The 16,933-nt window shown below is 72.6% G+C and carries 18 protein-coding genes; 12 read left to right on the top strand and 6 right to left on the bottom strand.

Annotated elements, in window-relative coordinates:
* The first annotated feature begins 49 nt into the window (after positions 1-49).
* Genes AB0F52_RS41915 through AB0F52_RS41900 form a run of 4 tightly spaced genes read left to right on the top strand, consistent with a single transcriptional unit; the run spans position 50 to position 3,172 of the window.
* Positions 50-514: an Lrp/AsnC family transcriptional regulator gene (locus AB0F52_RS41915; RefSeq protein ID WP_360183319.1), complete on the top strand. Its 465-nt coding sequence runs from the start codon at positions 50-52 to the stop codon at positions 512-514.
* A gap of 57 nt (positions 515-571) precedes the next feature.
* Positions 572-1,798, top strand: coding sequence for a histidine kinase (locus tag AB0F52_RS41910; protein ID WP_360183317.1), 1,227 nt, complete (start codon positions 572-574; stop codon positions 1,796-1,798).
* Positions 1,795-2,448 (top strand): response regulator transcription factor, encoded by a 654-nt coding sequence (locus tag AB0F52_RS41905; RefSeq protein WP_360183315.1) that lies wholly within the window; start codon positions 1,795-1,797, stop codon positions 2,446-2,448. The genes AB0F52_RS41910 and AB0F52_RS41905 overlap by 4 nt, the downstream gene beginning before the upstream one ends.
* Positions 2,449-2,467: 19 nt before the next feature.
* Positions 2,468-3,172: a class I SAM-dependent methyltransferase gene (locus AB0F52_RS41900; protein ID WP_360183313.1), complete on the top strand. Its 705-nt coding sequence runs from the start codon at positions 2,468-2,470 to the stop codon at positions 3,170-3,172.
* A 3-nt stretch (positions 3,173-3,175) separates the two neighbouring features.
* Here the strand turns inward: AB0F52_RS41900 and AB0F52_RS41895 are convergent, their stop codons facing one another.
* From AB0F52_RS41895 to cysD, 3 genes are read right to left on the bottom strand one after another with little or no spacing between them, the layout of a single operon-like run.
* Positions 3,176-3,547, bottom strand: coding sequence for a VOC family protein (locus tag AB0F52_RS41895; RefSeq protein ID WP_360183311.1), 372 nt, complete (start codon positions 3,545-3,547; stop codon positions 3,176-3,178).
* A 32-nt stretch (positions 3,548-3,579) separates the two neighbouring features.
* Positions 3,580-5,391 carry an adenylyl-sulfate kinase gene (gene cysC / locus AB0F52_RS41890; RefSeq protein WP_360183309.1) on the bottom strand — a complete coding sequence of 604 codons (1,812 nt, stop codon included), beginning with the start codon at positions 5,389-5,391 and terminating at the stop codon, positions 3,580-3,582.
* Positions 5,391-6,323, bottom strand: a complete 933-nt coding sequence (cysD, locus tag AB0F52_RS41885; RefSeq protein WP_360183529.1) for a sulfate adenylyltransferase subunit CysD — start codon at positions 6,321-6,323, stop codon at positions 5,391-5,393. Before cysD ends, cysC begins: the two co-directional genes overlap by 1 nt.
* Positions 6,324-6,362: 39 nt before the next feature.
* Here cysD and AB0F52_RS41880 point away from each other — a divergent pair, with 39 nt between their 5' ends.
* From AB0F52_RS41880 to AB0F52_RS41865, 4 genes are read left to right on the top strand one after another with little or no spacing between them, the layout of a single operon-like run.
* Positions 6,363-6,842, top strand: coding sequence for a nuclear transport factor 2 family protein (locus AB0F52_RS41880; protein ID WP_360183307.1), 480 nt, complete (start codon positions 6,363-6,365; stop codon positions 6,840-6,842).
* Complete coding sequence (locus AB0F52_RS41875; protein WP_360183305.1) at positions 6,839-8,029, top strand: hypothetical protein; 1,191 nt, start codon at positions 6,839-6,841, stop codon at positions 8,027-8,029. Before AB0F52_RS41880 ends, AB0F52_RS41875 begins: the two co-directional genes overlap by 4 nt.
* Positions 8,026-8,814, top strand: a complete 789-nt coding sequence (locus AB0F52_RS41870) for an SDR family oxidoreductase (RefSeq protein WP_360183303.1) — start codon at positions 8,026-8,028, stop codon at positions 8,812-8,814. Before AB0F52_RS41875 ends, AB0F52_RS41870 begins: the two co-directional genes overlap by 4 nt.
* A gap of 8 nt (positions 8,815-8,822) precedes the next feature.
* The gene (locus AB0F52_RS41865; RefSeq protein WP_360183301.1) at positions 8,823-9,983 is read left to right on the top strand and encodes a sulfotransferase; all 1,161 of its coding nucleotides are present in this window, start codon (positions 8,823-8,825) and stop codon (positions 9,981-9,983) included.
* Between the two features lie 32 nt (positions 9,984-10,015).
* Here the strand turns inward: AB0F52_RS41865 and AB0F52_RS41860 are convergent, their stop codons facing one another.
* A complete protein-coding gene (locus tag AB0F52_RS41860) occupies positions 10,016-11,227 on the bottom strand; it encodes a glycosyltransferase (protein WP_360183299.1) in 1,212 nt (403 codons plus the stop codon).
* 48 nt (positions 11,228-11,275) lie between these two features.
* Between AB0F52_RS41860 and AB0F52_RS41855 the strand changes: the two genes are divergently transcribed.
* The gene (locus tag AB0F52_RS41855; protein WP_360183297.1) at positions 11,276-11,905 is read left to right on the top strand and encodes a helix-turn-helix domain-containing protein; all 630 of its coding nucleotides are present in this window, start codon (positions 11,276-11,278) and stop codon (positions 11,903-11,905) included.
* Between the two features lie 8 nt (positions 11,906-11,913).
* Here the strand turns inward: AB0F52_RS41855 and AB0F52_RS41850 are convergent, their stop codons facing one another.
* The gene (locus AB0F52_RS41850) at positions 11,914-13,581 is read right to left on the bottom strand and encodes a GGDEF domain-containing protein (RefSeq protein WP_360183295.1); all 1,668 of its coding nucleotides are present in this window, start codon (positions 13,579-13,581) and stop codon (positions 11,914-11,916) included.
* 128 nt (positions 13,582-13,709) lie between these two features.
* Here AB0F52_RS41850 and AB0F52_RS41845 point away from each other — a divergent pair, with 128 nt between their 5' ends.
* A complete protein-coding gene (locus AB0F52_RS41845) occupies positions 13,710-14,060 on the top strand; it encodes a metalloregulator ArsR/SmtB family transcription factor (protein ID WP_360183293.1) in 351 nt (116 codons plus the stop codon).
* Positions 14,057-14,692: an SRPBCC family protein gene (locus AB0F52_RS41840; protein WP_360183291.1), complete on the top strand. Its 636-nt coding sequence runs from the start codon at positions 14,057-14,059 to the stop codon at positions 14,690-14,692. The genes AB0F52_RS41845 and AB0F52_RS41840 overlap by 4 nt, the downstream gene beginning before the upstream one ends.
* Here AB0F52_RS41840 and AB0F52_RS41835 read toward each other — a convergent pair.
* The gene (locus tag AB0F52_RS41835; protein WP_360183527.1) at positions 14,689-15,054 is read right to left on the bottom strand and encodes a PASTA domain-containing protein; all 366 of its coding nucleotides are present in this window, start codon (positions 15,052-15,054) and stop codon (positions 14,689-14,691) included. The genes AB0F52_RS41840 and AB0F52_RS41835 overlap by 4 nt on opposite strands.
* 74 nt (positions 15,055-15,128) lie before the next feature.
* Here AB0F52_RS41835 and dgt point away from each other — a divergent pair, with 74 nt between their 5' ends.
* Positions 15,129-16,691, top strand: coding sequence for a dGTP triphosphohydrolase (dgt, locus tag AB0F52_RS41830; RefSeq protein WP_360183289.1), 1,563 nt, complete (start codon positions 15,129-15,131; stop codon positions 16,689-16,691).
* Positions 16,692-16,933 lie beyond the last annotated feature (242 nt).

Raw genomic sequence — 16,933 nt, 5'->3', positions numbered from 1 at the left:
ACAACCAAAATGCCGAATCGCACGATGAGAAATCGAGAGCAAGAGCCCGATGGACGAACTTGACACGGCCCTGCTGACCCTCCTCCAGGAGGACGCCAAGCAGACCAACAAGGAACTCGCCCGCCGCCTGCACATCGCGCAGTCCACCTGCCTCGAACGGGTGCGGGACCTCACCCGGCGCGGGATCGTGCGCGGGCACACCGTCGACGTCGACCTGAAGAAGATCGGCCGGCCCGTGCAGGCGATGGTCGCCGTGCGGCTGCGACCGCCCGACCGCGCCGTGATCGAGTCCTTCCGCGCCTTCGTGACCGGCCTGCCCGAGGTGCTCTCGGTGTTCGTCATGTCCGGCAGCGACGACTTCCTGCTGCACATCGCGGTCGCCGACAACGACCAGCTGAGCGGGTTCGTCCTCGACCGGCTGACCCAGCGCCGGGAGATCGTCGACGTCCGGACCTCCGTCATCTTCAACCACTTCCGCCGCACGGTGGTGACGCCGTCCGACGGCGAGGGGTGAGGCGGTTCCACCGCGAGAGGGAGGCGCGCCCGGGTGCCGGGCTGCGAAGATCGGCCGGTGCGCATCTTCGGGCCCCTGACGAGCAAGGCGACCTACCGCCGCTGGGTCTACCTCGTCCTCGGCGGCGCCATCAGCGTGCCCTACCTGTTGTTCTCCGCGGTCGCCGTGCCGTCGCTGCTGCCGTTCGTCACCACGCCGGACCGGGCCATCGTCGTCGGCGGCCTGCTCACCCTGGCCGTCCTGGCCGGGACGGCGTTCCTGCCCGCCGTCCACGTCCTGGAGTCCACCGCGGTCCGCGAGCTGCTCGACGACCCGGTGCCGGACGCGCCCGCGAAGCCGCACACCCGCCGGGGCCGGCTGCGCGCCGCGGTGATGTTCGTGCTGCACGTGGGTGCCGGGTTCGTCGTCAGCTTCTTCAGCCTCGCCGCCCCCGTCGCGATCGGGCTGTCGATCAGCGCCGTGTTCACCGGGCAGCTCTTCCAGACCGGCGAGGGCGACGCCGTCACCGTGCCGGTGGGCTGGGCCTCGGTCTGGCTGCCGGTGGCCCTCCTGTTCGGCCTGGTCCTGCTGATCTACGCCGTCAGCGTGGCCGGCGGCCTGCTGCGCCGGGCCGCGACCGGGCTGCTCGGGGCCACCGCCGCCGACCGGATCGCCCGGCTCGAACGGCGGACCGAGCAGCTCGCCGAGCGCAACCGCCTGGCCAGGGAGCTGCACGACTCGGTCGGGCACGCGCTGAGCGTCGTCACCGTCCAGGCGGGCGCCGCCCGGCGGACGCTGCGCACCGACCCGGACTTCACCGAGCGGGCGCTCGGCGCCATCGAGGAGTCCGCCCGCACCGCGCTCGACGACCTCGACCACGTCCTCGGCCTGCTGCGGGAGGAGGCGGCCGGCCGGACGCCGCTGCCGACGCTCGCCGCGCTGCCCGCCCTGCTCGAAACGACCCGGCTCGCCGGCACCGACGTCACCGCCGACCTCGGCGGCGACCTGGCCGCCGTGCCGCCGGTGGTGTCCCGCGAGGTGTACCGGATCCTGCAGGAAGGCCTGACCAACGCGGTGCGCCACGCCGGTAAGGTCCCGGTGACGGTGGTCGTCGGTGTCGCGGCGCACGAGCTCCGCGCGCGGGTCGCCAACCCGCTGGGGAGCGGTTCGCGCCGGGCCGGGGGCGGCCGGGGCCTGCGCGGGATGGCCGAGCGGGTGGCGGTGCTCGGCGGTGAGCTGTCGGCCGGACCGGTGGACGGGCAGTGGGAGGTCGTGGTGCGGGTGCCGTGGGGGAGCAGGCGATGAGCGTGCGCGTGCTGCTGGTCGACGACGAACCGCTGATCCGGGCCGGGCTCCGGGCGATCATCGACAGCGAGGACGGCCTTTCGGTGGTCGGGGAGGCCGCCGACGGCGCGGAGGTGCCCGGGCTGGTGGCTCGGCTGCGCCCCGACGTCGTACTGATGGACGTGCGGATGCCCGCGGTGGACGGCATCCGCGCCACCACCCACCTGATGTCTACTGTGGACGAACCGCCGAAGGTGATCGTGGTGACCACCTTCGAGAACGACGACTACGTCTACGACGCACTCCTCGCGGGAGCCAGCGGTTTTCTGCTCAAGCGCACCCGGCCCGAGGAGATCGTCGCGGCGATCCGGACCGTCGTGGCCGGTGAATCGCTGCTGTTCCCGGCGGCGATCCGCCGGCTGGCCGCCCAGCGCGCCCCCGGCCCGGCCGGTGACGGCCTGGCCTCGGCCGGGCTGACCGAACGCGAGCGCGAAGTGCTGCGGCTGGTGGCCGCCGGACTGTCCAATGTGGAGATAGCGGCTGCGCTGTACGTGGGGGTGCAGACGGTGAAGACCCATGTGGGCAACGTGCTGGCGAAACTCGGCGCGCGGGATCGGACCCAGGCGGTGATCCGGGCGTACGACTCGGGCTTCGTGACGCCGTCGCGCTGATTCGGGCAAGATGGGCCGCATGACTGCCGCATACGACGACTTCGCCGAGGCGTACACGGCCGAAAACGAAAACAGCCTGATGAACGCCTATTACGAACGGCCCGCGACCCTGGCGCTCGTCGGCGACGCGACCGGACGGCGGATCCTCGACGCCGGCTGTGGCTCCGGCCCGCTGTTCGCGGCGCTGCGGGAGCAGGGTGCGGTCGTGACCGGGATCGACCAGAGCGCCGAAATGCTGGCGCACGCCCGGCGGCGCCTCGGCGACGGCGCGGACCTGCGGGTCGCCGACCTGGCCGGCCCCCTGCCCTTCGCCGACGGCGAGTTCGACGACGTCGTGGCGTCGCTGGTGCTGCACTACCTGCGGGACTGGGACCCGGTGCTCGCCGAGCTGCGGCGCGTCCTGAAACCCGGTGGCCGGCTCATCGCCTCGGTCAACCACCCGATGATGATCAACCTGACGCACCGCCACGAGGGGCCCCGGCCCGACTACTTCGAGGCCTACACCTGGACCGACGAGTTCGAGCTCCACGGCGAGAAAGCCCGCATGACCTTCTGGAACAAGCCGCTGCACGCGATGACCGACGCGTTCACCGCGGCGGGCTTCCGGATCGCCGTCGTCAGCGAACCGCACCCGGTGCCGGCCGCGCGGGAGCTGTTCCCCGGCGACTTCGAAATCCTCGACACCTTCCCGAGCTTCCTCTTCTTCGTCCTGGAAGCCGAGTAGGGCTCAGTCCAAGCAGAACTCGTTGCCCTCGACGTCCTGCATGTTGAGGCACGATTCGTTGTCCTCGTCGGCGAGCAGGAGCTGCCCGCGGACCGCGCCGAGCGGGATCAGGCGGGCGCACTCGGCCTCGAGCGCGGCGAGGCGCTCTTCACCGACGAGCCCGGTGCCGACCCGGACGTCGAGGTGCACGCGGTTCTTGACCACCTTGCCTTCCGGCACGCGCTGGAAGTACAGCCGCGGGCCCACGCCCGTGGGATCACTGCAGGCGAGGCCCGAGCTGTGCAGCTCGTACCCGAGCACCTCGCACCAGAACCGGGCGACGCGCTCGGGTTCCGCGCAGTCGAAGGTGACCTGGACCTGCCTGACCGACGTCATGCAGCCCACCCTAGGGGCACGAGCAAGCGAATTCAGCCCAGGTCGTCCAGGAGGACCTGGATCGCCGCCGCCATCGCCGCCGGGTCGCCGTCGCCCGGGCGCAGCACCAGATCGGGCGACGCAGGGCGCTCGTAGGGGGCGTCGATGCCGGTGAAGCCGGTGATCTCCCCGGCGCGCGCCTTCGCGTACATGCCCTTCGGATCGCGGGCTTCGCAGACCTCCAGGGGCGTGTCGACGAAGACCTCCACGAACGGCAGCCCGTCGTGGACCGCCCGGGCCCGGGCCCGGTCCTCCGAGTACGGGCTGATCAGGGACGCGATCGCCACCACGCCCGCGTCCGCGAACAGGCGGGCCACCTCCGCCACGCGCCGGACGTTCTCCGCCCGGTCCTCGGGGCTGAATCCCAGCCCGGCATTGAGCCCGTGGCGCAGGTTGTCGCCGTCGAGCAGGTAGGCCGGGCGGCCCGCGGCGACCAGCCGGCGTTCCAGCTCGACCGCCACCGACGACTTGCCCGACGCCGAAAGCCCGGTGAGCCACACGGTCGCGCCGCGGGTCGGGCGGTCCTCGCGCCGCACCGCCGCGGTGTGCCAGACGACCGGGGACACCGGTGCCCCGGTGATCATGCCCGCCGCGACCGTGTCGCCGGTGTGCTCGTCGACCAGCAGGAAGCCGCCGGTGGCCCGGTTGCGGCGGTACGGGTCGAACAGCAGCGGCGAACGCGTGCGCAGCCGGATGCGGCCGATGTCGTTCAAGGACAGCGCTTCCGCCGTCTCGTCGCGGTGCAGGGTGGTGACGTCGAGGCGGTATTCCAGCCGCTCGACCGTGCCCCGCGTCTCGGTGGTCGTGTGCCGCACCGCGTACGTCGCGCCCGGTGTCAGCGCGGCGCGCTCGGAGAACCAGCAGACCAGGGCGTCGACCTCGCGGGCCGACTCCGCGCGGTTGCCCGGGCGGCACAGCATCGCCCCGCGGCCGAGGTCCAGGTCGTCGGCCAGCTCCACCGCCACCGCCTGGCCGGTGAACGCCTCTTCGAGGGGCTGCCCGCCGGGTCCCCAGACCGCGCGCACCTTCGACGTGAACCCCGACGGCAGGGCCACGACCTCGTCACCCGGCTTGAACACCCCGCCCGCGATGGTGCCCGCGTAGCCGCGGAAGTCGGACCGGCGGATCACGTACTGCACCGGGAACCGCGCGTCGATGAGGTTGCGGTCGGAAGCGACGTGCACCTCTTCGAGCTGGTGCAGCAGCGAAGTGCCTTCGTACCAGGGCATGCTCGCGCTGCGGTGGACGACGTTGTCGCCGTGCAGCGCCGAGACCGGCACGAACGTCAGGTCTGCGACGTCGAGTTTCATCGCGAACCGGCGGAAGTCCTCGCGGATCTCGTCGAACCGCTCCTGCGACCACCCGACGAGGTCCATCTTGTTCACGCACACCACGAGGTGCCCGATCCCGAGCAGGGACGCCAGGAACGCGTGCCGCCGCGACTGCTCCAGCACGCCCTTGCGCGCGTCGACGAGGACCAGTGCCAGGTCGGCGGTGGACGCGCCGGTCACCATGTTCCGCGTGTACTGCAGGTGCCCCGGCGTGTCCGCGATGATGAACTTCCGCCGCGGTGTGGCGAAGTAGCGGTGGGCGACGTCGATGGTGATGCCCTGCTCGCGCTCGGCCCGCAGCCCGTCGGTGAGCAGGGCGAGGTCCGGGTAGTCCTCGCCGCGGTCCCGGCTGGCGCGTTCGACGGCGGCGAGCTGGTCGGTGAAGATCGCCTTCGAGTCGAACAGCAGCCGGCCGATCAGCGTGGACTTCCCGTCGTCCACGCTTCCTGCCGTGGCGATCCTCAGCAGCTGCATCAGAAGTAGCCTTCCCGCTTGCGGTCTTCCATGCCTGCTTCGGAAATCCGGTCGTCGGCCCGCGTCGCCCCGCGTTCGGTGACGCGGGTGGCGGCCACCTCGGCGACCACTTCGGACGGGGTCGCCGCCGACGACTCGACGCAGCCGGTGCACGTGGCGTCGCCGACGGTCCGGAAGCGCACGGTCGCCTCGTACGGCGTCTCACCGTCCAAAAGGGATAGAAAACGCGTGGCCGCCAGCAGCATGCCGTCGCGCTGGACCACGGACCGCTTGTGCGCGTAGTACAGCGGCGGCAGCGCGATCCGCTCGTCCCGGATGTACTGCCAGATGTCCAGCTCGGTCCAGTTCGACAGCGGGAAGACCCGGATGTGCTCGCCGCGGCGGTGCCGCCCGTTGTAGAGGTTCCACAGCTCCGGGCGCTGCGCCCGCGGGTCCCACTGGCCGTGCTCGTCGCGGAAGCTGAACACGCGCTCCTTGGCGCGGGCCTTCTCCTCGTCGCGGCGGGCGCCGCCGAACACGGCGTCGAAGCCGCCCTCGCGGATCGCCCGCAGCAGCGTCACCGTCTGCAGCCGGTTGCGGCTGGCCCGCGGCCCGGTCTCCTCGACGACGCGGCCGGCGTCGAGGTCGTCCTGCACGCTCGCCACCTCCAGGCGCAGGCCGAGGGCGGCGACGGTCTCGTCGCGGAACCGCAGCACCTCGTCGAAGTTGTGGCCGGTGTCGACGTGCAGCACGGGGAACGGCAGGGGCGCGGGCCAGAACGCCTTCGCGGCGGCGTGCAGCATCACCACCGAGTCCTTGCCGCCGGAGAACAACAGGACGGGGCGCTCGAAGGTCGCCGCGACTTCGCGGAAGACGTGCACGGCCTCCGCTTCGAGCGCGGCCAGGTGCGAGAGCTCGTACGAGGTCACGGACACCGGAAAAAAGTAGAACATGTTCTTGTCATCGGTCAAGCGGTGGGGGACCCTGGGGGCATGGACCTGGTCGTACTCGAAGAGATCAAGCGGCTGAAGTACCGGTACCTGCGCGGGGTGGACCTGAAACTGTGGGACGAGGTGGCCGACACGTTCACCGCCGACGCCACGGCGAACTACGGGACGCACGCCGTGGGCGGGGACGGGAAGCAGTTCGAAGGCCGCGACGCCATTGTCGGATTCCTCACCCAGAGCCTCGGCAACGGCATCATCACCGTGCACCACGCGGCTCAACCGGAAATCGACGTCGACGGCGACACCGCGACCGGGCGGTGGTCGTTCACCGACCGGGTCATCGTGCCCGACCACAAGGTGATCATCGAAGGCGCCGCGTTCTACGAAGACACCTACCGCCGCGAGAGCGGCGGCGTCTGGCGGATGTCGCACATCGGGTACGTCCGGACCTACGAGTCGATGACGTCCTTCGACGCCATCCCGGGCTTCAAACTGATCGCCAACCGCTGGGCCGTCCCGGCATGATCGAGAACGAGTTCTCGTTGACCCGGTCGTTCGCCGACGCCATCGTCGAGGCCGAGAAGCTGATCGCCGAAGCCCCGCCGGCGCAGACCGAGCAGGGCCTGCTCGAGGGCTACGACTACCTCGCGGGCAGCATCCGGGCGTCGCTGCAGATGGCCTGGGCCTACCAGCGCGACTTCCCGTACTTCACCGCGTCCACCGGCCCCTACACGAAGATGGGCCTGGACAACCCGGACACGCTGTACTTCAACGCGAACATCCGCGCCGACCGCGAGTACCTCGTCACCGGGGTTCGCGGCACCACCGCCGACCTGAGCTTCCAGGTCCTCAACGGCGACTACTCGCCGGTGGAGGTGCCCGACAGCCTCGCCGCGTTCGACGACCGGGCGATCGAGATCGGCCCGGACGGCCGGTTCGAGCTGCGGTTCGGCCCGGCTCGCGAGAACCCGGGGCCGAACTACTTCGTCCTCGGCGAGGGCTCGTCGATGCTCGTGGTCCGCGAGGTCCACAGCGACTGGGCCACCGAACGCCGCGGCGAGATCCGCATCCAGTGCGTCGACACGGCCGGTCAGGCGCCGCCGGTGCCGGACCGGTCCGCGCTGGCCAAGCGCTACGGCGTCACCGGCAAGATCCTGCTGAGCCGGCTCAGGACGTTCCTGGCCTTCCCGAAGTGGTTCTACGACAACCTGCCGGTGAACACGATGACCGAGCCGCGCTCGACCCCGGGCGGGCTCACCACCCAGTTCTCCTCGGCCGGGCACTACGAGCTCGGCGTCGAAGAGGCGATGATCGTCACCGTGCCGCGCTGCGCGGACGCGCCGTACCAGGGCATCCAGCTCGGCAGCCTCTGGTACGTCTCGCTCGACTACATCAACCACCAGACGAGCCTCACCGCCGACCAGGCCCGCGTCGACCCGGACGGCAAGATCCGGTTCGTGCTCGCCGAGCGCGACCCCGGCCTGGCGAACTGGCTGGAGCTGACCGGGCACGAGCGCGGGTACGTGCAGATCCGCTGGCAGCGGCTCGCCCGCGACCTCGGCCCGGACGACGGCCCGGTCGTCGAGGTGGTCAAGACCGACGAACTGCCCGACCGGCTGCCCTACCACGCCGACGCGCGCGTGACGCCGGAGCAGTGGACGGCGAGGATCGCGGCCCGGCAGGACGCCGTCGCCGCCCGGATGCTGGGGTGAGCGTGGAGAACGTGCTGCAGGGCAAGGTGGTCGTCGTCTCGGGGATCGGTCCCGGGCTCGGCCGGTCGATCGCCGTGCGCAGCGCGCAGGCGGGCGCGGACGTCGTGCTCGCCGCGCGCACCGAGTCGCGGCTCGGCGAGGTCGCGAAGGAGGTGACCGACCTCGGCCGCCGGGCGGTCGCGGTCCGCACCGACATCGACGACGCGGACTCCGCCGCGAACCTGGTGAGCGAGGCCGTCAATGCGTTCGGCCGGGTGGACACGGTGGTGCACAACGCCTTCGCCGTCCCGCCGCTGACCGACCTGGCCAAGGTGGAGTTCGACGCCGTCCGCGCGGGCTTCGAGACCGCGGCCATCTCCGTGCTCCGGCTGACCCGGCTGTTCCTGCCCGCGCTCAAGGAGAGCAAGGGCTCGCTGGTGATGATCAACTCCGCCGTGCTGCGGCACTCGCGGCGCACGTTCGGCGCCTACAAGATGGCGAAGTCGGCGCTGCTGTCGCTGTCCCAGAGCCTCGCCAGCGAGCTGGGGCCGGACGGCGTGCGCGTCAACACCGTGGCGCCCGGGTACATCTGGGGACCGAACCTCCAGTGGTACTTCGCCTACCTGGCCAAGGAACGCGGCATCACGCCGGAAGAAGTCTACGCCGAGACGGCGTCCACAACAGACCTGCGCAAGCTGCCGGAGCCCGACGAGATCGCCGACGCGGTGGTGTTCCTCGCCTCGCCGATGGCGCGCGCGATCACCGGGCAGTGCCTCGACGTCAACGGCGGCGAGTACCACCACTAGGAGGATCGATGCTTCCCGGCCGCGAAGACGTGGGCACCGTCGAGGACCTGCACGCCTCGGCGTCGAAGCTCACCGGGCTCGACGACTTCGGCGCCGACGAGTACCTCGAAGGCCTGCGCGTGCTGCTGGAGTCGTACGAGGCGGACGAAGAGCTGACGCCGTACGGCAACAAGGTGCACCGGGCGTTCCTGCGCGGCGCGCTCGTGGCGCGGCTGCTCAGCGAGGCGTCGTGGAAGCAGAACCCGGGGTACGCGGACGTCCGCCTGGAGCGGCCGATCTTCGTCACCGGGCTGCCGCGCACCGGCACGACCGCGCTGCACCGGCTGCTCGCCGAGGACCCCGCGCACCAGGGTCTCGAGGTGTGGCTCGCCGAGGTCCCGCAGCCGCGGCCGCCGCGGTCGTCGTGGGCGGACAACCCGATCTTCCAGGGGATCCAGGCCGGCTACGAACGCCACCACGTCGAGCACCCGGAGTTCATGGGTGTGCACCACATGTCCGCCGACCAGGTGGAGGAGTGCTGGCAGCTGCTGCGCCAGTCGATGCGGTCGGTGTCCTTCGAATGCCTCGCGCACCTGCCGCGGTACTCGCGCTGGCTGGCCAAGCAGGACTGGACCGACGCCTACGCCCGGCACAAGCGCAACCTGCAGCTGATCGGGCTGCCGGACGCGGGCAAGCGCTGGGTGCTCAAGAACCCCAGCCACCTCTTCGCGCTGGACGCGCTGATGGCGAACTACCCGGACGCGCTGGTGATCCAGACGCACCGGGCGCCGAGCACGATCATGGCGTCGATGTGCAGCCTGGCCGAGAAGGCCGCGGACGGCTGGTCTTCGAAGTTCCGGGGCGAAGTGATCGGGCGCGGGCAGCTCGACCTGTGGGCACGCGGAGCCGACGAGTTCAGCTGGGCCCGCGCGCGCCACAACCCGGCGCAGTTCTGCGACGTGCGGTACGAGGACTTCGTCGCCGACCCGATCGGCACGGTGTCCACTGTGTACGACCACTTCGGACTGGAGTTCACCCCGGAGGCGCGGGCGGCGATGACGGCGGTGCACGGGGCGAGCCGGACGGGGGAGCGGAAACCGGTGCACCGGTACAGCCTCGCGGACTTCGGCTTGACGGCCGAGGAGGTCGACGAGCGGTTCGCGAGCTACCTGTCGGCCCACGGCTCGTGAGTGGTAAGGCGGGTTAGGACCAGCCTTACCACTCACGACAAGCCGCGGCGGGGCGCCGTGATGAGCTGCACCACCTCGTCCATCGTCGGGCCGGTGGCCATTTCCGCGGCCAGCTCCTGCGCTCGGGTGCGGTAGCGCGGGTCGTCGAGGACGGTGCGGACGGCCCGCCGCAGCGTCCTCGGCGCGGCCGAGGCGCGGGCGCGGCCGATCCCGGCCCCGGACCAGGTGACCCGCGCGGCGACCTCGCGCTTGTCCTCGCTCGCCCCGACCACGACCAGCGGCACGCCGTAGCGGAGGGCGTGGTTGACGCCGCCGTACCCGCCGTTGCTGACGACGGCGGCGCACCGGGGGAGCAGCTCGTCGTAGGGCAGGAAATCGGCCACGCGGACGTTCGCCGGCAGCGGGCCGGGCCGCAGCGGCGCGCCGCACGTCGTCGCGACGACCAGGACGTCCTCATCGGCCAGCGCGTCGATGGCAGGCTCGACGAGCCGGCCGAGGTCGTCGTTCGCGACCGTCCCCTGGGTCACGTGCACCACCGGCCGGCCGCCGTCCAGGTCGGCCCACCACGGCGGCAGCGGGTGCTCGCTCGCCGCGCTGACCGTCGTCGGCCCGATGAAGTGCAGCGGCACTCCGGGGCGCGGGTACTCGAAGCCCGGGCAGGTCATCTGGAGCACGCCGTCGCTGTGCAGGGGCCAGTCGGTGAACAGCAGGCCGGGGTCGCCGCCCAGCAGGTCTTTCGCCAGTTTCCGCGCCGGCCCGGTCACCCACGGCACGAGCGTCTTGAGGAGGGTGCCGCGCAGGGGGTGCCCGGGCGGGCCGGTCGGCACCGGCGGCATGAACGGCAGGAACCCCAGCGTCAGCAGGCGTGGCCGCCGGTCGCGCCGGACCAGGGCCAGCCCGGCCATCACCAGCGGGTCGCACAGCACGACGTCGGCATCGTGGGCGTCGATGACGCTCAGCTGGTGGGGCATCGCGCGGACGAAGTGGGTCAGTTCGAACCGCGCGAGCTCCAAGCCGCGCAGCCCCGCGCGGCCGGGGATCGTGCCGTCGAGGTCGGTCTCGTCGAAGTCGGCTTCGGGCGGCAGGAGTGCGACGGTGGCGCCCAGCTTCTCGAACGTCTCCCGGTACCGCGTGCCGGTGACGACGGTGACCTCGTGCCCGGCGGCGATGAGCGCCTCGGCGATCGGCTTGGTCGGCCCGACGTGCCCGCGCGCGGGCTGCACGCAGACGAGTACCCGGGTCATGGCCCCTCCCTCCCGATATTGGGCGATACGCTGTACCATCCAATAGCGATGACGATACCGGATTCCGGCGGCGCGCGTCGCCGTTACGCGTCGCCGGTGCGCGAGGCCCGCGCCCGGCGCACCCGGGCCCACGTGGTGGCGACCGCGGGGAAGTTGTTCGCCTCGCGCGGCTACGCGGGCACGAGCATGCGGCAGATCGCGGCGGAGGCCGGAGTGAGCCTGGAGACGGTGACGCAGGCGGGCCGCAAGCCGCAGCTGCTGCTGGCCGCGTTCCGCGCCGGCTTCGCGGGCGACCCGGACGCGATGAACCTGGACGCCTTGGCGGGCCCGGCCGGACCGGCGGACCTGCCGGCGGTGGTGTCCCGGGTCGCGGCGGGCGTGCGCGGATCGTTGCCGATCTGGCGCGCGTTCACGACCGCGGCCGCGGCGGACGCGGAGGTGGCGGCGGTCCGCGCGGAGCTGGCGGTGGCGCGGCGGGCGGAGATCGCGGGCCGGCTCTCGGCGGCGGGCCTGGCGCCGGAAGGGGGTTCGGTGGGACGGCTCGCCGACGCGATCGGGCTGATCATGTCGCACGAGGCTTACGACCACCTGACGGACGTGTGCGGCTGGCGGCACGAGGAGTACGTGGGGTGGGCGGCGGCGGCGATCCAGGCGCAGCTCACCCTTGACTGGGAGTGAGAGCCGGCTCAGCCCGCGGCGGCCTGCAGGCCGCGGGTTCCGATGCCGCGCAGCACTTCCACCCGCTCCGAGCCCGGGCGGCTCAGCACCCAGCTCGACCCCGGAACCGCCTTCGCGCGCTTCTTCAGCGGCGCCAGCAGCCGCGAAACCTCCTGGTACGACCCGATCGCCCCGCTCGCGCAGACCAGCGTCGCCAGCGACACCGTCACCGGCCGCCCCTCCGCCGACCACGCGCGGTCCAGCAACGCCCCCGCCACCGTGGCGATCTCGTCGACGTCGCAGACCACCAGGAAGTCGTCGCCGCCCACGTGGCTCACGCGCATCCGCCGCAGGCCACCGGCCAGCTCGGTCAGTGCCGCGCCCAGCTCGCGGATCAGGTTGTCGCCCGCCGCGAAACCCGCCGTGTCGTTGATCGCCTTGAAGCTGTCGATGTCCAGCCAGGCCGCGACGAACGGCTCGCCGATCGTGATGCGGCGGGCGACGTCGCGGGCGATCGTGTCGCTGCCCGGCAAGCGCGTCAGCGGGTTCAGCGCCGCGGCCGCCTCGACCTTCGCCTCGGCCACGCCGCGGACCACCTCGGTCACCAGCACCACGCCGAGGCAGCGGCCGAGCTCGTCGACCACGACGACGTCGTCGCCCGTGCGGCCCCAGTCGGCGTCGGTGACCAGCTCGAGGAACTCCATCGCGCCGGCGCGGGCCTCGATCGTGTGCGGGGTGTCCGCGAGCCGGGCCGCCGGGCGCTTCGCGTGCAGCGCGTGCCCGTACGGGCCGGTGACCGCCACCAGGAACCGGGTCCGGTCGACCGACCAGCGCGGTCGGTGCAGCTCGTCCACGCCGACCACGCCCGAAGGCGCGTCCGCCGCGGCGAGCACCGCGCGGACTTCGTCGCACGTCGCCGTTTCCGGCAGGGTCGTCGCCGGGCGGAGGAAGTCGCCGACGCACGGTGCCGGCGCCCCGGTCGAGGGACGGCCGCGCGTGAGCAGGGCCGGCGCGGGCCCGGCGGCGGTCGGCGGCGCGAGCAGGTGCCCTTGCGCGATCCGGACGCCCAGGCCGCGGACGGCGTCGAGCTGCGCGCCGGTCTCCACGCCGGTCGCGACGAGCCGCGTGCCGGTGCGGTTCGTGTAGTGCAGCAGCGCCTCGACCACCGCGGCCGACGCCGGGTCGTCCGGCAGCCCGCGCAGCACGGTCCGGTCGAGCTTCACCAGGTCGACCGGCGCCTCGACGAGCAGGCCCAGCGGCAGGTCGCCGCGGCCGAGTCCGTCGAGCGCGAGCCGGAAGCCGAGTTCGGTGAGCTCGCGCATGCCGGCGAGCGCGCGGCCGGCCGGCAGCGGCGCGAACGGCGGCCCGATCTCCAGGACGACGTCGCGGGTGCGGCGGCCCGCGTCGCCGAGCTCTTCGAGGAGGTCGTCGTACATCGCCGGTGGCGCGGCGAGGGTGCGGGCGGAGAGGTTCAGGTGCAGGGGGAGCGACGTCGGGTTTTCGGCGTCCTGCCGGACGGCGGCCACGGCGAGCCCGAGGTCGGCTTCGGCGAGCCGGCCGTCGCGGCGCGCCTGCGCGAGCAGCTCGGGGACGGTGCCGCGGCCGGGCCTGGCCAGCGCTTCGTGCGCCACGACACCTCCCGTGTGGAGGCTGTACAGCGGCTGGAAGGCGAAGCGGACCGCGCGTGGCGACTTCACGGCCCCGATCGTCGCGGGTCGCGCGGCGCAGCGGAACCGATGTCGGCTGATGTTCACCGGGGATTACCCACATCGGCGTAGCTGTTTCAGCCTTGACTTATATAAGTTGAAGCTTGTATCTTGGTCTGGTGCACGCGTTCGACGTCCTCGGCGACCCGGTCCGCCGCCGGATCCTCGAGTTGCTGGCCGACGGCGAGCGGGCCGCCGGCGCGGTGACCGAGGTGATCCGGGCCGAGTTCGGCATCTCGCAGCCGGCCGTGTCCCAGCACCTGAAGGTGTTGCGGGACAACGGCTTCGCGGTCGTCCGCCAGGACGGGACGAGGCGGCTGTACGCGGTCGGGCACGATCCGCTGCGCGACGTCGACGTCTGGTTGGACCGGTTCCGCCGGTACTGGACACCGCCGCTGGACGCGCTGGCCACCGAAATCGCCCGGGGCAAGCGGGCCCGGCGCCACATCGAAGAAGGAGAAGGTTCGTGATCGACGTCAGCCACCAGATCAGTGCCGTCCGCCGGACGCTCGGCGACCGGGTGCTCGAGGGGAAGGAAGCCCGCGTCCTCACGATCAGCCAGGTCTACGACACCGATCTCGACGACCTGTGGGACGCCTGCACGAACCCCGAGCGCATCCCGCGCTGGTTCCTGCCGGTCAGCGGGGAGCTGAAGGTCGGCGGGAAGTACCAGCTGGAAGGCAACGCGGGCGGCACGGTCGAGCGCTGCGACCCGCCGAAGAGCTTCGCCGCGACGTGGGAGTTCGGCGGCAACGTCAGCTGGATCGAGGTCCGCCTGACGCCGGAGGGTCCGGGCACGCGGTTCGAGCTGGAGCACGTGGCGCACGTCGACGAGCGCTGGGACGAGTTCGGCCCGGGCGCGGTCGGCATCGGCTGGGACGGGGCGCTGGTCGGCCTGGTCCTGCACCTGTCCGCGCCGGGCACGGCCGTCGACCCGGAGGCGGCGATGGCCTGGATGATGTCGCCCGACGGCATCCGCTTCATGACGGCTTCGAACGAGGCCTGGTACGAAGCCGACGTCGCGGCGGGCGCGGACCCGGCCAAGGCGCGCGCGGCGGCCGATCGCACGCTGAAGGCGTACACGACTCCGCCGGAGGGTTAACGGTCGTCGTACTTGACCGCGGTCAAGGTGATCACCGCGTCGGCGGGGACCTCCGTGCCGGGCGCCGGGTCCTGGCCGGTCTGGCGCCAGTTGCGGTCGATCACCAGCGCGCGGCCCTGTCCGGTGCCGTCGACCTCACGCAGGTTGTAGAGCCCGGCGCGCTGCATCGCGTTCTGGGCGTCCTGGTGGTTCATGCCGGAGACGTCCGGGACCTTGATCAGCTTCGCCGGAGCCGAGGCCGACGCCGGAGCCGAGGTCGTGATCGAAGTCGAGGTCGCTGTCGAGGTCGTCGTGCCGGGCGAGCCGGGCGGGGTGCCGCACGCGGCCGTGGTGAAAGCGAGCGCCGCCAGTGTCGTGACCATCCGTCGGGACATGCTTCCGGGGTACCCACGCGCCTGCCCGCCGTTCAGGTGAACCTGCGGATAAGGTCGGGCGCATGGATCAGGAGACCGACCCGCGGACGGCCCGGCGCGATCCCGTGGCGAACGTCGGCGGGTTCACCGACCTGGCGACCAGCCCGTTCCGGATCGACCGCGACCGGATCGCCGCGTCGCCGTTCTTCGCGCGGCTCGGCGGGGTGACGCAGGTCGTCAGCGCCGCCGGTGCCGGGCTGCTGCACAACCGGCTCACCCACAGCCTCAAGGTCGCGCAGGTCGCGCGGGCCATCGCCGAGCGCGTCACCGGCGGGCCGGACGCCGGGCTGGCCGACAAGCTCGGCGGCTGCGACCCCGACGTCGCCGAGGCCGCCGCGCTCGCCCACGACCTCGGGCACCCGCCGTTCGGGCACCTCGGGGAGCAGACGCTCGACCGGATCGCCCGCCACCGCTTCGGCCTCGCCGACGGCTTCGAGGGCAACGCGCAGACGTTCCGGATCATCACCACGACGGACGTGCGCGGGCCGTCGGCGATCGGGCTGGACCTGACCGCCGCGGTGCGCGCCGCCGTCCTCAAGTACCCGTGGCTGCGGCTGCACCACCCCGCCCCGCACCCGTCCGGGCTGGCGGTGCCCCCGCGCGGGGCGGCCGAGCCGGGCGACCTGCCGGGCACCGGCGCGGCCAAGTTCTCCGCCTACGCCACCGAACTCGACGACTTCGAGCAGGCGCGCGCGGCCTTCGCGGGCCGCGTCGAAGGCTGGCAGCAGACGGTCGAAGCGTCCGTGATGGACACCGCCGACGACATCGCCTACGCCATCCACGACCTGCAGGACTTCCACCGCATCGGCGTCCTGCAGCACGCGCCGGTCGCCGCGGAGCTGGGGGAGTGGCTCGAGCACGCGGCGGAGCTGGCGTCGCTGGACGACGAGACGCTGCACGCGGACCTGCGCCGCCCGGGCCGCTCGCTCGAACGCCTCCGCCGCCGCATGCACGCCAAGGACGCCTGGATCGTTGACGACGACGCGTTCGCCGCCGCGGTAGCGCGGGTGCGCGCGGAGCTGGTCGACGGGCTCCTGGCCGGCGAGTTCGACGGCTCGATCGAGGCGGAACAGGCCACGGCGGCGTTTTCCGCGAACTGGACGGCCCGCCTGGTCGACGGCGTGTTCCTGCTGCCCTCGCCGTCCACCCGCACCGGGCACGTCTCGCTGCGGCCCGCCCAGTGGCACGAGGTCCAGGTGCTGAAATTCGTGCACCGCCGGTTCGTGCTGCTGCGCCCCGACCTCGCGCTGCACCAGCGCGGCCAGGCGGGGGTGGTGACGAGCTTGGTCGACGCGCTCGACGCGTGGCTGCTCGACCGCGACGAGGTGTCCCGGTTGCCGCGCCGGCTGCACGACCTGGTCGAGCTGGCCCGGGCGGAGTACGCCGGGCTGGCGCGCTCGGCACCGGAGCTGCTGGTGGGGGCGACGGGCGAGCCGGTGACGGGAGCGGACGCGGTGCGCGGGCTCGCGCGCGGGCGGGCGGTGGTCGACTTCGTGGCCTCGCTGACCGACAAGCAGGCGGTGACGCTGCTGGACGCACTGTCCGGGCGGGCTTCTCAGCCGTGGTCGGATTCGTTCGTTCTCTGAGCGGGCTGGTCGGGCGGCGGGGCTGAGACCGGATTCGGGTTCGCTCGGGCGCTGCGCTGCCGCACCGCCGCGCACGGCACCGCCGCGCACCGCATCGCCTCCCGCTGCCCACCGCACCGCGCGCCACCGCGCCGCCCGCCGGTGGCGGTGCCGTCAGCCGCACTGCCGCCGCACCCCGCCCACCGCGCCCGCCTCGGACTGCGCCCGTCGCGCGCCGCATCGCCCAGGGTGCCGCCTGCCCC

The organism is Amycolatopsis sp. NPDC024027, from assembly GCF_040638975.1.
GTDB lineage: Bacteria > Actinomycetota > Actinomycetes > Mycobacteriales > Pseudonocardiaceae > Amycolatopsis.
Note: the sequence above shows the minus strand (reverse complement) of the source record. Positions and strands in the feature narration are given on the sequence as shown.